Raw genomic sequence first — 14,674 nt, forward strand, 5'->3', positions numbered from 1 at the left:
AGACATCGGAGAAGACAAAGCGTGCGCCGACCAGAACGATACCGAGCTTCAGCCAGAGCTCATAGGTAGCGACACCGGGACGGAAGATGGGTTTGACGCCGATGGAGTTGGAGACGATGAGGCCGAGGATGATGGCCCAGAGCACATACTCGATCTGCGGCAGGCGCAGATGGTACTCGGTGCGAAGGTGGGTAAATTCGTGCTCGATCAGTTTGCCGAGGAACCCGATACCGAAGAGCAGCGCGATGCCCGGTAGCAGACGCAAAAGTCCCCTGTAGACAGACGCGGAACTCCGCGCGGAGGTATCCGGGGATGCGAGTACAGTAGACACGGTTCAGCGAGACTGCAAAGTGCTAGAAGCTGATATGCGGAACAACGTTGAGACGGACCAGTACGGCCAGTGCCAGGGCAATACCGATGGCCAGCATGTCAATGACGGCTGTGTTGTGCTTGACGGCGACCTTGGTTTGATTCGGTGACATCGTTGCGAAACTCCTTACCGGGGTGGTTCGTTGTTTCGCGATGCGCCGGAAAGAGAAAACCCACGCATCGCGCTTTGGCTGATGCGTGGGTCTCTGAATCTTGGGAGCGTTTTTACGCTTTGGCTAGGCCAGGTCAGAAACCGCGCAGCAGCATACGCTGTTGCAACAAACGCAACAGGTACAAGCGGCGATGCGGTTCATAACCATTAGTGAGAGGTTAGATGTTCCCGGGCCTCACGTCAAGGGCGGCGGGCTCTAAAATGGGGGCGGCGTCCGACCCCCCAAAGGGCGCCCGGAAAGCTGCAGGGTTGCGCATGAAAGCTCTCGTCAAGAGCCGAGCCGAAAGAGGGCTGTGGCTGGAAGATGTTCCTGAGCCGGAGATCGGCATCAACGACGTCAAGATCAAGGTTCTGGCAACAGGGATCTGCGGCACAGATCTTCATATCTATCAATGGGATGAATGGGCCCAGAAGACGATTCCGGTGCCGATGACCATTGGCCACGAATTTGTCGGTCAGATCGTTGAGGTTGGTTCTAATGTCACCGACTTCCATCCGGGAGACCGGGTCAGCGGTGAGGGACACGTGGTCTGCGGCCGCTGCCGCAACTGCCTGGCGGGGCGACGCCACCTTTGTGCTCATACGCTGGGTGTCGGTGTGAACCGCTCTGGAGCCTTTGCCGAATATGTGGTGCTGCCGATGACCAATATCTGGCGGCATGCCGACAATATCCCCACAGATGTTGCGGCGATCTTCGATCCCTTTGGCAATGCCGTGCATACGGCGCTAGCCTTCCCGGTACTGGGAGAGGATGTGCTGGTAACGGGAGCAGGTCCCATCGGCATTATGGCCGCTGCTGTCGCGAAGCATGCCGGAGCGAGGCATGTCGTGATTACAGACCTGAATCCGGTCCGGCTGGAGCTGGCACGCAAAGCTGCGGGTGTCTCGTTGGCGGTGAATCCGAAGGAGACGAGCCTCACGGATGTGATGCAGCAGCTCGATATGCATGAGGGTTTCGATGTAGGGCTGGAGATGAGCGGCAATCAGAACGCTTTCCGAGACATGATCGCGACCATGTCGCACGGTGGCAAGATTGCGATGCTGGGTATCCCGTCGCCCTCGGAGATTGCCATCGACTGGAACCACGTGATCTTCGATCAGCTCACCATTCGTGGTATCTATGGCCGCGAGATGTATGAGACCTGGTACAAGATGACGGTGATGCTGCAGTCGGGTCTCGATATCAGCAAGGTGATCACGCATCGCTACCAGTGGAACGAGTTCGAAAAGGGCTTCGACGCAATGCGGGAAGGAAGCTCAGGGAAGGTCATCCTGGATTGGAGCACGATATAACGCATGAGCCAGACACGTCCTCAACTTGCACATCTGACCGCTGCCCTGAATGAGCTGAAGGAGCGCGGGACCTATTTCAAGCTGCGTGTACTCGATGGAGAACAGGGGCCGGTCAGCATCTACGACGGCCGCGAGGTGATCAACCTTGCCTCCAACAACTACCTCGGCCTGTGTGATCACCCAAAGCTGAAGGAAGCCGCACTGAAGGCGACTGAGCAGTATGGTGTCGGCTCCGGTGCGGTGCGGACGATCGCCGGCACAATGAAAATCCACCTTGAGCTCGAAGAAAAAATTGCGGCTTTTAAGAACGTGGAAGCCTGCGTCGTCTTCCAGTCGGGCTTTGCCGCAAATGCGGGAACGGTCTCATCGATCCTCGGCAAGGAAGATTTCATTCTCTCTGATGAGCTGAACCACGCTTCCATCATCGATGGGGCGCGGCTCTCGCGGGCGAAGATCAAGGTCTTTCGCCATAAGGATGCCGCTCACTGCGAAGAGCTGCTGAAGGAAGTACAGAATGAACCCGGCCGCAAGTTAGTCATCACGGACGGTGTCTTCTCGATGGATGGTGATATCGGTCCCGTAGACAAACTCGCCGATCTGGCGGAGCAGTACGGCGCCATCATGATGGTGGACGATGCTCATGCATCCGGCGTGCTGGGCCGCAACGGGCGCGGTTCGGTCGATCACTTCCACTGTCATGGACGTGTGGATGTGCAGGTAGGCACGCTGTCGAAGGCGATTGGTGCTTTGGGCGGGTATGTGTGCGGATCGCGCGACCTGATTGAGTATCTCTACCATCGTGCGCGACCGTTTCTGTTCTCGACATCGCATCCACCGTCGGTGGCGGCGACCTGCATTGCGGCCTTCGATCTTCTGGAGAATGAGCCGGAGCGGATCGACCGGCTGTGGGAGAACACGCGCTACTTCAAACAGCAGCTAACGAATGCTGGGTTTGATGTGGGCGGAAAGACGACGCCCGCCAGCGAGACTCCGATTACGCCGATCATCGTCGGTGAGGGAAAACTGACGATGGAGTTCAGCAAGGCATTGTTCGAAGCTGGGTTGCTGGCGACAGGGATTGCATTTCCGACGGTTCCGGAAGGAAAGGCGCGTGTACGGACGATTGTTTCAAGTGAGCACACGAAGGCTCAGTTGGATCGGGCGCTGGAGATTCTGACTGAGTCGGCGAAGAGGATGGGGATTTTGTAGGTGCTGGAAACGTGTTATGCTTCGGTAGGAATAATTCCTACCGGAGGGCACGATGGCTTCTATTGAAAAGATTTCGATCGCTCTTCCTCCTGAGATGGTTTCTCAGGTCCGTCAGGCTGTTGATAGCGGGGAGTATGCCTCTTCGAGCGAGGTCATTCGTGATGCCTTACGCGACTGGACGTATAAACGCCAATTGCAGCAAAACGGCGTCACTGAGTTGCGTCAGCTATGGCAACAAGCGCGTGCCGACAAAAGTCCAGGTCTTGATCCGGATGAAGTGTTCGATGAGCTTGAGGCTAAGTATCAGGCAATCGCGAACGCAAGAGGCGTCACTCGCTAGTGCGCTACACACTCTCACCGATTCTCAAGGACGACCTTGAAGACATCGCAAATTGGATAGCTCAGGACAATCCGCGCCGTGCCGTCACTTTTGTGCGTGAGATGCGCGAAGAGATACGGAGGATTTCACAGAATCCTTCGCACTACCAGTTAAGGCCTGAGATTGGGGAAGAAGCGCGGCTTGCTGTATTTGGCCGGTATGTCATTCTCTTTTCGATTGACGGTGACTCGGTGAGGTTCGAACGTGTAGTTTTTGGCGGCCGTAATTTGCCTGCACTTTATCAACAGTGATTGACGTCTATGTTCCTAAAGATGTCTTGTGTCAGATAGAAAAGGCCCGGAATTATCCGGGCCTTTTTCGTTTGAAAGCCGCTTACGGCAGGCTGCGCTTGAAGCGGTAGGCAAGTTCCAGGTCAATCTTGTTTTCGACGCTGGCCAGGCGGCCGATCTTTGGCGGATTGAGGCCAAACTGGTCGAAGGTCAGGATCGTCTTGGCGCGGCCGGCGACCATGTTGTCGCGCGGATTGAAAGTGGCGATGCCCTGGAAGGTGACCTCTTTGGTCACGCCGTGGATGGTGAGGTTGCCGGTGAGGGCAATGCCTGTCTGTCCGGCGGAGGGAATCAGCTTATCCAGGCCAGTCACCTTGGTGGGAACGAACTCCGCTGTGGGGAACTTTGCGGTCTCCAGGGTGCGGTTCTGGACAAAGCCGTCGCGCTGGTCCTGGTCGCTCTTCAGGCCGCGCAGGTCAACGGTGATCTTGGAGCCGGGATCGACGGTTCCATCGGCCTTGATGGTCAGGGTGCCAGAGACCAGGTTCGTCGTACCGATGGCTTCATTGGTAAAAGCCACGCCGACAAACTGTTCGGTCACACGATAGCTGGCAGACGAACCATCGGAGATGACGTCCAGTTTGGCGCCGGGAGTCGGGGGCGGCGGTGGCTGCTGCGGTCCACCGGGGCCGCCGGGACCGGGCATCTGAGCATTGGCAGCGGCGCTGGCAAAAATCAGCAGACCTGCCAGAAGCAGAGTGGGCTTGTGAGACATACAACCTCCACAAAGGAAAACAGATGTGATTGCGTAGTGGAGGTTTGACGGGACGGGTGCGAAAAAAGCCGCAGGAAAAACGGTTACAGCCCGTTTCTCCTGCGTTCTTTACTGTTGATTACTGTTCTTTACGGCTGATAGTGGCCGTTGTATTCGACGAAGAGTTCCGGGAACTGCGCCTTCAGAGCTGCGATCTTCGGAAGGTCACACACCTGGATGTAGGAATTGCCCGGGTTTTTGAGCGCATAGTCCTGGTGATAGTCCTCTCCGGGGTAAAAAGCCTGCAGAGGAGAGAGCTTGGTGACAATCTTCCCGTGGAAGACATGGGCCGCATCCAGCTGGGTGATGTAATCGGTGGCCAGCTTGCGCTGTTCTTCATTGGCGTAAAAGATAGCCGAGCGGTAAGAGTAGCCGATGTCGTTCTCCTGGCGGTTGAGCTGTGTGGGATCGTGCGCTACGGAGAAGAAGATGCGCAGCAGCGTGCCGTAGGTGATGCGCGCAGGATCGTAGACGACTTCAACCGACTCGGCGTGATCGGTGGTCTCCGTGACAACCTGGCCGTAGTTTGCCGTCTCTTTGGTGCCGCCGGAGTATCCGGCCGTGGTGTGCAGCACACCCTTCAGACGCTGAAAGACAGCCTGTGTGCCCCAGAAGCATCCACCGGCAAAGACGGCTGTCTGGCGGCCATGGGTCGTAGCGAGGGCGGCATCGTGAGCCGGAGCGGGAACCGGCTGCTTCGTCGCGGCTCCTCCTGGGAGTGTGAGCATGGCAAGTATGCCCGCGAATACTGCTGAAAGTTTGCGCATGGCAGTTAACCCTCCTCGCATTGGACTCCGGACCCGCTGGCAGGTTACAGGCGTTGTTCGGACATCTCAGGAAAAGCTACTTCGACTCCTGCTTGATGGGAAAGCTGACGGTAAACTCCGTTTTGCCGGGCTCCGAGGTGAAGCTGATGGCGCCGCCCGCCTGTTCGGCGATGCGTTGTGCGATGCCGAGTCCGAGTCCCGTGCCGACACCCATGGGCTTGGTCGTGAAGAAGGTTTCGAAGATCTTGCCCTGGTCTTCGGGTGCGATACCGGCTCCGTTGTCTCCGATGGTGACGAAGATCCGGCCATCGTTCGTTCCGGTCTTTACGCTGATCTCGCCGCCCTGGGCGGGCGCTGCATCAATCGCGTTGTCGAGGAGGTTGGTCCAGATCTGGTTCAGGCCCGCGGCGTGGACAGAGAGAGGAGGAAGGCCGCCGGCAAAGCTCTTTTTGATGCTGAGCTGTTTCTCGTAGATCTTATGTTTCAAAAGAATGAGCGTGGCATGCACGCTCTCATTCAGGTCTATGGATTGTCCGCTCTTGCCTTCGTAGGTGTACGTCTTTACTGCTTTGACGAGGCCGGTGATGCGGGTGATGCTTTCTTCGATGGTGCCTACCAGTTGCATGGAGCTGACCATGGAGGCGAGCCAGGCGATGATGTTTTCGACCGAATGTTTACCATCCTGGAGTGTTTCAGCCTTCAGGCAATCCAGATCGTGGGTAGTGATGCCGATGGAGGTCAAAACGGGAGCCAGGCCCCAGGAGTTGGAAACGTTATTGGTTTCCAGCCACTCGGCCAGCGCCTCTTCAGCGTCGGCCTCTTCCAGGGAGCTCATGCACTGTGGCCGCTCTGTGGAGAAGGCACGTTCCTGCAACGACCACACACAGTTGAACTCCATCATGTCGTGTTCTTTAGAGAACGCCTTGCCCAGCTCATGCATCAGGCGAAGATTGCTTCGGAGCTGGCTGGCGGCGCGACTGGCGGCTGCGCCCGGGTTATTCAGCTCGTGCATCAGACCGGCAGTCAGAGTACCGAGGGCAGCCAGCTTCTCTTCCTGAATGGAGCGGTGCTGTGCGCCGCGCAACCGCTCATTCAACTGGCCCAGGATAAAGGCGCGCATAGAAGGGCAGCGCGCCATCAGGCCCCAGAATTCTTCTACGGAGTAGGAGAGGATCAGGCAGTCTTCTAATGCCTCTGCGGTGACAGGGATTGCCTGCTGGGTGATGAGGGCGTACTCGCCCATGACCGCCCCAGGCTCGAGAGTGGAGACCGTCTGTACCTGCTTGGTGCCGTAGTAGTAATAACCACGGACTGACCCCTGCAGCAGTATGCCAAACAGGGTCAGCTTCTCTCCCTGTTGGGCAAGAATCTGCCCTGCAGGGACATGCACGACAGGAGCTGACGAGATACAGGTCAGCTCCTCTTCGGAGAGGTTGGAGAAGACAGGCAGCGCACGAAGTTTTTCAGTAACTTCGGCGGGTGTGAGCGACACGGTCTGGGTTAGGTCAATCATCATCTGGAAAGGTTTGCGAGATATTGGTGAACGAACTGTACGGCGATTGAGCCTTCGCCAACGGCGGAGGCACAGCGCTTGACGGAGCCATGGCGGACATCACCGGCGACAAAGATGCCGGGGACACTGCTCTCCAGCAGATATGGATCGCGATCGATCTTGAGTTTTGCTCTCAGGTCAGAAGGGAGGTCCGGACCTGCAAGGATGAAGCCGCGAGCGTCAGTCAAAACGGTGGAGGGCAGCCAATCGGTCTTGGGTGCGGCACCGATGAAGATGAAGACAGAAGAGGTGGAGCGCTTCTCTTCGCCCTTCGGAGTGTTCACGGTAATGCACTCAAGATGAGTATCGCCATCGAAGCCGACGATCTCAGTCTGAGTTTCGACCGTGATGTTCGGACGGGAGGCGATCTGATCGATCAGGTATTTCGACATCGACTTCTCAAGACCAACGCCGCGGACCAACATCCGCACGGAAGCGGCGTAGTTGGAGAAGTGCATGGCGGCCTGGCCGGCAGAGTTCGCTCCACCTACGATGTAGACCTCTTCATTGGCGCAGGAGATGGCCTCGCTCATGGAAGCGCCATAGTACACGCCTGCACCGGTGAAGCGGTCGGCTCCGGAGACGTCAAGCTTGCAGTAGGAGACGCCGGTGGCGACCAGGCAGACATGGCAGGAGACCTCATTGCCATCGGCCATCGTGATGATGTGGTAGTTGTTTTCGCCGCGAACGCAGGTAGCACGCTGGGTGAGGAACTCGGCTCCGAGACGGTTGGCCTGTAAGGTGGCGCGCTTGGCCAGCTCTTCGCCGGAGAGGCCCTGGGGGAAGCCAAGGTAGTTCTCGATGCGGGAGGAGGAGCCTGCCTGTCCACCAGGTGCCTCAGGCTCCACGATCAGGGTGCGAAGGCCCTCGGAGGCTCCGTAGACGCCGGCGGCCAGGCCGGCGGGACCTGCCCCGATGACAACCAGATCGTAGAACTGTTGTTCCGCCTGGGTACGGAGGCCAATCTTCTGGGCGAGTTCGAGCTGCGACGGCTGCACCAGAACGTCTCCGTTCCCGAAGCAGACCACCGGCAGGTTTTTGGCATCGAGCTTGTGCTCTTCCAGCAGCTTGGTGGCTTCGGGGTGCTGTTCCAGGTTAAGCCACTGATACTGCACATGGTTGCGGCCGAGAAAGTCCCGGGTTGCGTGGTCCTGGGGCGACCAGCGGGTGCCGATAACCCGAAGTCCCTCGAAGGCAGGTTTGTAACCCTGCTGCCAGGCTTCCAGAAGATCATCCAGCACCGGGTAAAGCTTCTCCTCGGGCGGATCCCAGGGCTTGTTCAGGTAGTAGTGGATCTTGGCGGAGTTGATCGCCCGAATGGCTGCTTCGGTGTCCGCATAGGCGGTCAGAAGGGCTCGCTTCGCCTCTGGATAGAGGGGGATAACATTTTCCAGCAGTTCCACACCGGTCATACCGGGCATGCGCTGGTCTGAGAGGAAGAGTGCGACCTGTTCACCGCGTTCTTTGAGCTGTTCAGCCGTATCGAGCGCTGCTTTGCCACTGGCGGCCCGGAGGATACGGTATTGCTGCCCGTAATGGCGGCGAAGGTCCTGGACTACCGCTTCCAGAACGCTGGTATCGTCGTCGACTGCGAGGATGATTGGTTTGGGCATACCGTGAGTCTAGCTTCGCGACGGCTTTTAGATTCGTTCCACAGCCGCCGGGACGCAAAATTTAGGTTGCAACTCGAGATGTGCCGAGCGCAAGATGTGTTCCGTTTCCAGACACCGCTTGCGAGGGCGGCAAGCGTGCCGATAAGCCGTGACGAGAGAGTTATCGAGAGGTATCGACTGATGGTCCGGCTGATTCTGGGAGACAACGAGGCAATTTTCCGCGCGGGAATGGCGAGGGTTTTAGTCCGCGATGACGAGACGCGCATCGTGGCGCAGTGTGGCGATGAACAACGGCTGATGGAGTCCGTGCGTACGTTCCGGGCATCGATCGTTTTGGTGGGCCGGTCTATGTGCAGCGACCTTCCGGCACTGTTCGCCGCAGTCCATGAGTCGGGTAGCCGACTCATCCTGGTCCTGGAAAAGAGTGAAGAACCGACCCAGGAGACACGGGCCAAGGCCTTTGGCGTGGTCAACCGGGATGTGGACGGACAGGCGCTGGTGGAGTGTGTACGCCGGGTAACCCGCGGGCAGCGGGTTTTTCCGGAGACGAGGCAGTCCGCCGGAACGAAGGATGATATGGGTCACCTCGTCCGCGAGAAGCTTACGCCGCGCGAGATGCAGGTCGTGGGGCTGATCGTCCGGGGATGCCGCAACAAGGACATTGCCAACCAGTTAGGCACCAAGGAGCAGGTTGTCAAAAACTACCTGCGCAGTGTTTACGGTAAAGTCGGCGTCTCGGATCGCCTGGAGCTGGCGCTGTTCGCCATCCACCACCATGTGGTCGAGGGCGTGGCCGTCACCTAAACACGCCTAGCTGGCAAGCGGGGCTGCGTTCCCTGACGGGCGGAGGAGTGTTTCCAGAATCGTGACCAGCTCCGAGGGATCGACTGGCTTTTCGAGATAGATGTCGGCTGTCGGTTCCGAAGACTGAAAGGCCCGGGAGACATAGCCGGAGACGACGATGACGGGAGCTGCAGAGAGCTGTTTGATCTGCTGCAGCAGAAGGTGACCGTCTTCTGTGCCAAGCTGCCAGTCCATCACAATGGCGTCGCAGGGCGTCGTCCGCAGATGTGCCAGCGCCTGGGTAACAGATGGAGCCGGGATCGCCGTATGACCGGCCCGATCCAGAATTGCGCATTTCAGAAGCAGAGCATCCGACTCATCATCTACGCAGAGAATGCGGGCCACGGTCCCTCCTCGCTCGCGGGAATTTTCCGTTAGAGCATTTCTCCTAAAGGTGTAGGGCGGAGTTTTGGCTGTTTGCGCCGTTTTCCTACGAAGAAAACGGCATTCGCAGATTTATCCAAAGCCACCGTATTAGGAGAATTGCTCTAGACAGCGGTGAGTGTCAATGCACGCCAGAGCATTTTCCCAGTTGCCGGGTGGCCCGGCAGGGTGTGCAGCGGCGTTTTCATTGCGGAAAAACGCCCATAGATACGGAAGCCCTACACCACAATCTACAGGGAAGAGGCTCTACTGCACTTTTTCAGCGATGGACTTCGCCTGCGTGAAGAGTAGCAGATAGTCTGCTCCGCCCGCCTTGGAGTCCGTACCACTCATATTGAAGCCGCCGAAGGGATGCGCTCCGACCATAGCGCCGGTGCACTTGCGGTTGAAGTACAAGTTGCCGACGTGGAACTCCACGCGGGCACGGTCGAGTTTGGCGGCGGAGTTGGAATAAAGGGCTCCGGTCAAACCGTACTCGGTGTTGTTGGCAATCGAGAGCGCATCGTCGAAGTCCTGCGACTTGATTACGGCGAGCACCGGGCCGAAGATCTCTTCCTGAGCAATGCGAGCCGTTGGTGCAACATCGGTAAATATTGTGGGCTCAATGTAATAGCCGTTTTCTTTGGTAGGGATAGCGTTACCGCCCAGAAGCAGCTTGCCTTCCGTTTTCCCTAGAGCCAGATAACTCATCACACGGTCGAAGGCGCGCTGGCTGCTCACCGGACCGGTATAGACGTTCTCCACGGGATCGCCCGTCTTGAGGGCAGAGACCTTGTCGCGGAGTTTGTCGGTGAAGGTGTCATAGATCGCCTTGTTGACGATGACGCGCGAGCAGGCGGAGCACTTCTGACCATTGAATCCGAAGGCTGAGGCGACCACGCCTTCAACCGCAGCATCGAGATCGCAGTCCGCTTCGACGATGATGGAGTCTTTCCCACCCAGCTCGAGGATGGTGCGCTTGATAAACTTCTGTCCGGGCTGGGTCTTGGCAGCGCGCTCATGAATCTCCAGACCGACCGCCTTCGAACCGGTGAAGGAGATGAAGCGGGTCTGGGGATGGTCGACGAGAGCGCGGCCGACTTCGGGGCCCTCGCCCTGCAGCAGGTTTACAACTCCGTCAGGCAGACCCGCTTCTTCCAATACGGCAACGAAGCGTGCGGCGATGGTCGGCGCATCGGCAGATGGCTTAAGAACGACAGTGTTGCCGCAGACGATGGCGGCAACCGTCATGCCCGCCATGATGGCGAGGGGAAAGTTCCACGGGGGAATCACGGCGCCGACACCCAAAGGCATGTAGCGGAGCCGGTTGCGCTCACCGGGATACTGGATCGGTGTTGTGGACTGGTCGAGCTTCAGAGCTTCGCGAGCGTAGAACTCGAGGAAGTCAATGGTCTCGCCCACGTCAGCATCTGCTTCGGCCCAGTTTTTGCCGACCTCGTAGGTCAGCCAGGCGCAGAACTCGAACTTACGTGCCCGTACAAGCTGAGCCGTGCGAACCAGAACTTTGACGCGATCTTCCATGGGAAGGCGGGACCAGGTCTGGAAGGCCGTCTGCGCTGCCTGCATCGCCCGCTCGGCATGCTCTTCGGTGGCGCGCTGATGAATGCCGACAACCTGCCCCGTGCGCGCGGGATTGACGGAGACGATCTTTTCGGAGGCGGCGACGCGTCTGCCGCCAATGATGAGGTCGTACTCTTTGCCGAGGAGCCCTGCGACCGTATCCAGGCCTTCGCGCATGGATTGCGCTGCGGCCGGGTCGTTGAAATTGACAAAGGGTTCGTTCTCAAACGGAGGCAGGTCAAGGGTCGGCATATCAGGTTAAGTTTATCGCTAAAGTTAGGCGGGGCCAGATGGCCCCGATAGTTGATTTATTGAATGGTTGAATAGTTGCCTTCRGCTCTCAGGACTACGTCTTGGTCAGCTGTTCCGTTTCGACCGACATCTGTGCCGTGCGTTCCAGCTTGTCCCAGTTGAAGGGTTTGCCGTCGATCGCGCGCTTGATGGTCTTCAGTAACACGACCGAGAAGACCTGGCGGTAGCTGAAGCGCTGAATCCAGATGTGCGCCAGCAGCCATCCATCACCTTTGCTCGCTGGATGCTTACGTTCAAGCGCGAAAGCGAGCGCTGACGCGGCAAAGTCCACCACCATGAAGGTGACGAAGAATGCCAGTAGCTTCAGGAAGCTGGCATTGGAGGCTGCTTCCGGATGGAAGTGTTTGTCCAGCAGATAGTGCACGATGCTGGCGATGAACATCAGATCGATCAGCGGCGAGAGCAGCGGCAGGATGATCTGGAAGATGATGATGTTGGGCAGGGCGAAAAGACCCATGGCCCGATGGTGTCTGACGGCTCCGATGTGCTTGAAGACAGCCTGCAGGATGCCGAAGGACCAGCGGAATCGCTGCCGCATCAGGCCGCGCATATTCTCAGGTGCCTCGGTAAACGCGAGCGCCTGGTCTTCATAGATCACCGAATAGCCCTGTTCGAGCAGGTTCATGGTGAGATCGGCGTCTTCGGCGACAGTGTTGGCGTGATAGCCGCCGAGGTCCTGTACGGCACGGGTGCGCCATGCGCCGATGGCTCCGGGAACCACCATGACAACATCGAACAGATCCAACGCGCGGCGCTCGAAGTTCTGGCTGGTGATGTACTCAAGCGCCTGCCAGCGCGTCCAGAGGTTCACGCGATTGCCGACCTTGGCGTTGCCGGCGACGGCGCCGATCTTCGGATTGGCGAAGTGTGGCACCAGGCGTGAGATGGCATCGTGAGCGATGACGCCGTCGGCGTCGATACCGATATAGATCTCTTCGTCGATCTGTTGCAGCGCGTAATTGAGAGCCTCGGCCTTGCCGGCATTCGGCTTGGTCAGCAGCGTGAGGCGGCCACTCTCGATCTCCTTCGGATAGGTCTCGCGGACGACAGCGGAGGTGCGGTCTTTGGAACCATCGTCGATGACCACAATACGGAGGTTCTTGTAGTTCGACATCATCACCGAGCGGATAGTGCGGGCGATGACCTTCTCTTCGTTATATGCCGGAATCAGAACCGCGACACGCGGCATGTAGTCCTCGCCGGCCATCGACCTGCGTTTGCGGAGACGATCAATCAGGGCAAAGAGGCCGATGATGATGAGCCGCGCGGTCATCAGGACGTCGCCGGCAAAGAAGACCGCGACGACAAAGTGATTGAAGAAGCCGAAGAGCGAGAACATCACCGAATCGACAAAAGCCTGCCAGCGCTGCCGGAAGCCGGTGATGGGCGGCATCACTTCGTTACGGCTCTTACTCAGCAGTTGGGAGACAGGGACAATCTCATAGCCGCGCTGTCGCAGGGCCTTGATGAGAACGGGAAGGGCATCGATAGTGGGCTGGCGGTTTCCGCCGCCATCATGCATCAGGATGATGGAGCCGCGCATCCACGGCTTTTGTTCCATCATGTCGATCTGGTCCCAGACGCTTTCGGTGATCTCGGCCGGCGTCTTGCGCGGATGCTCGTCCCAGTCGTTGGTGTCGATCTTGTTGCCGACGATCACATAGCCGAGCTTCTGCACGTGTTCCACAGGAGCGGCCTGATCGTTGGTATCCGGTTCCTGGTCGATGGAGTAAGGCGGACGGAAGTAGAGAGGCTGCACGCCGACTTTACTGGCGAAGAGACGGGTGGTGAGCGTGAGCTCCAGGTCGAGCTGGCTCTTCGAGATTTCACTGATGTCGGGGTGCGTGAAGGTGTGATTACCGATCTCGTGGCCTTCACGGTAGATGCGTTTGACCAGACCGACATTTTCCTGTGCTTCCTCTCCGATCAGGAAGAAGGTGGCAGGTACTTTGTACTTCTTAAGAATGTCGAGGATCTTTGGAGTCCAGTCCGGATCGGGACCGTCGTCAAAGGTGATCGCGACCCGCTTCGGGTGATAGCCGTATAGCTGGACGGTATAGGAGAGCGGGTATTTCTGGAATGTCTCTTCGGCGATGAACTTGTTGTCATCGTCCATCTTCACCGTACGCAGACCGTTCTGCATAGGGCGGGTGACCTTGAGGACATCGCCGTCTCCCTCGGTATCGATACCGTTGCCCGGGGGGACGTCGGCCAGCTCTTTGACTGGATTAGAACGACCGGGCTGGTCCCAGATCTTCCACATCGATGGGTCTTCAGTTCCCAGGCGCCAGAGAGCATACGTCTGCAGGCCGAGCTCACGAGCGGCCCGCATCTCATTGACTACCGTGACGGCATCGAGGAACCAGACCTCGTGGCGAATCTTTGCATCGACATCGTCATAGGCGAAGTGCGGGTTCAGCGTGTCTGGATCCAGGACGACCTCTGCCTCTGAGTCGACCGCCTCCTGCCAGGCTTCCTGCGTTGCCAGATTGATCGTGTTTACGACTTTCGGCACCGGTGGCTTGCGGTGCGGGCGCCTCTTGTCCACGGGCTCCGGCATGGTCGTAGACCAGTCATAGCCATAGGAACCGAGGGCGCAGATGAGCTTTTCTTTCGGGACCTTCTTCAGGATGTCCTGCAGGTTCTGCACAAACCATTCCTGCGAAGCGATGGGACCGGGCTTGCTCTCGGTCTGGTGCTCGTCATAATTCATCAGCAGCAGACCGTCTGAGTGCGCGGCCAGATAGGCCATGTCGAAGTCGTCGTCACCGACCGGCACATTGATATAGAGCCGCAGGTTGTGTGGATGGAAGTCCGCGTAGAGGGCGGCTATCAGAGCCCGGAAGCCGGGCTGGGCGTCGCTGGGAATCTCTTCGAAGTCGAGCGAGATGCCACGGTAACGCGGATTGGCGGCAAGAAAGGTGTGAATCTGCTGGACGAGATTTGCCGAGGCGTCCGGGTTGTTAAGGATTTGCCCGATGTCGGACGTGAAGTTGCCGCGCTTGATGTCGTAGTTGTTCAGCAAGGGAAAGATTTCGGTATCTTCCCGTGCCTGGGTGATGGTGCGGACGACCTTGTTTTCATGATCGACGCCATGAACCGCGCCCGCTTTATCAACGACAGAGAACGGACGGTTATCGATGGTGTAGGCGGTGAGTGCACCGTCGGGACTGATGG

The 14,674-nt window shown here is 58.1% G+C and carries 14 protein-coding genes; 5 read left to right on the forward strand and 9 right to left on the reverse strand.

The genetic code is table 11. From position 1 onward, the window contains the following. Window positions 1-265: putative sulfate exporter family transporter (locus AB4043_RS00910; RefSeq protein WP_442306344.1), on the reverse strand; the 265-nt coding region annotated here is incomplete at its 3' end. Window positions 266-353: 88 nt separating this feature from the next. Further along, window positions 354-482, reverse strand: a complete 129-nt coding sequence (locus AB4043_RS00915) for a hypothetical protein (protein WP_442300674.1) — start codon at window positions 480-482, stop codon at window positions 354-356. A gap of 314 nt (window positions 483-796) precedes the next feature. On the opposite strand from AB4043_RS00915, the gene tdh reads away from it, so the two are divergent. From tdh to AB4043_RS00935, 4 genes are read left to right on the forward strand one after another with little or no spacing between them, the layout of a single operon-like run. Further along, window positions 797-1,834, forward strand: coding sequence for an L-threonine 3-dehydrogenase (tdh, locus tag AB4043_RS00920; RefSeq protein ID WP_442300675.1), 1,038 nt, complete (start codon window positions 797-799; stop codon window positions 1,832-1,834). 3 nt (window positions 1,835-1,837) lie between these two features. After that, a complete protein-coding gene (locus tag AB4043_RS00925) occupies window positions 1,838-3,043 on the forward strand; it encodes a glycine C-acetyltransferase (RefSeq protein WP_442300676.1) in 1,206 nt (401 codons plus the stop codon). Between the two features lie 52 nt (window positions 3,044-3,095). Next, window positions 3,096-3,383, forward strand: coding sequence for a ribbon-helix-helix domain-containing protein (locus tag AB4043_RS00930; protein WP_442300677.1), 288 nt, complete (start codon window positions 3,096-3,098; stop codon window positions 3,381-3,383). After that, complete coding sequence (locus AB4043_RS00935; protein ID WP_442300678.1) at window positions 3,383-3,673, forward strand: type II toxin-antitoxin system RelE/ParE family toxin; 291 nt, start codon at window positions 3,383-3,385, stop codon at window positions 3,671-3,673. The genes AB4043_RS00930 and AB4043_RS00935 overlap by 1 nt, the downstream gene beginning before the upstream one ends. A gap of 82 nt (window positions 3,674-3,755) precedes the next feature. Here AB4043_RS00935 and AB4043_RS00940 read toward each other — a convergent pair whose 3' ends face one another. From AB4043_RS00940 to AB4043_RS00955, 4 genes are all read right to left on the reverse strand, one after another. Beyond that, complete coding sequence (locus AB4043_RS00940; protein WP_442300679.1) at window positions 3,756-4,427, reverse strand: YceI family protein; 672 nt, start codon at window positions 4,425-4,427, stop codon at window positions 3,756-3,758. Window positions 4,428-4,555: 128 nt separating this feature from the next. Continuing rightward, complete coding sequence (msrA, locus tag AB4043_RS00945) at window positions 4,556-5,233, reverse strand: peptide-methionine (S)-S-oxide reductase MsrA (RefSeq protein ID WP_442300680.1); 678 nt, start codon at window positions 5,231-5,233, stop codon at window positions 4,556-4,558. Between the two features lie 76 nt (window positions 5,234-5,309). Next, entirely contained in the window at window positions 5,310-6,749 is a 1,440-nt protein-coding gene (locus tag AB4043_RS00950; RefSeq protein ID WP_442300681.1) for an ATP-binding protein, read from the reverse strand. Continuing rightward, window positions 6,746-8,398 (reverse strand): FAD-dependent oxidoreductase, encoded by a 1,653-nt coding sequence (locus AB4043_RS00955; RefSeq protein ID WP_442300682.1) that lies wholly within the window; start codon window positions 8,396-8,398, stop codon window positions 6,746-6,748. Before AB4043_RS00955 ends, AB4043_RS00950 begins: the two co-directional genes overlap by 4 nt. Before the next feature lie 228 nt (window positions 8,399-8,626). Between AB4043_RS00955 and AB4043_RS00960 the strand changes: the two genes are divergently transcribed. Further along, window positions 8,627-9,202: a LuxR C-terminal-related transcriptional regulator gene (locus AB4043_RS00960; RefSeq protein WP_442300683.1), complete on the forward strand. Its 576-nt coding sequence runs from the start codon at window positions 8,627-8,629 to the stop codon at window positions 9,200-9,202. Between the two features lie 6 nt (window positions 9,203-9,208). Here the strand turns inward: AB4043_RS00960 and AB4043_RS00965 are convergent, their stop codons facing one another. From AB4043_RS00965 to AB4043_RS00975, 3 genes are all read right to left on the reverse strand, one after another. After that, window positions 9,209-9,586 (reverse strand): response regulator, encoded by a 378-nt coding sequence (locus tag AB4043_RS00965; protein ID WP_442300684.1) that lies wholly within the window; start codon window positions 9,584-9,586, stop codon window positions 9,209-9,211. A 285-nt stretch (window positions 9,587-9,871) separates the two neighbouring features. Next, the gene (pruA, locus tag AB4043_RS00970) at window positions 9,872-11,437 is read right to left on the reverse strand and encodes an L-glutamate gamma-semialdehyde dehydrogenase (RefSeq protein ID WP_442300685.1); all 1,566 of its coding nucleotides are present in this window, start codon (window positions 11,435-11,437) and stop codon (window positions 9,872-9,874) included. Between the two features lie 94 nt (window positions 11,438-11,531). Further along, window positions 11,532-14,674, reverse strand: a 3,143-nt coding sequence (locus tag AB4043_RS00975) for a polysaccharide deacetylase family protein (protein WP_442306345.1), incomplete at its 5' end; no start/stop codon positions are given.

The sequence above is a fragment of the Terriglobus sp. YAF25 genome (assembly GCF_052113305.1).
Taxonomy (GTDB): Bacteria; Acidobacteriota; Terriglobia; order Terriglobales; family Acidobacteriaceae; genus Terriglobus.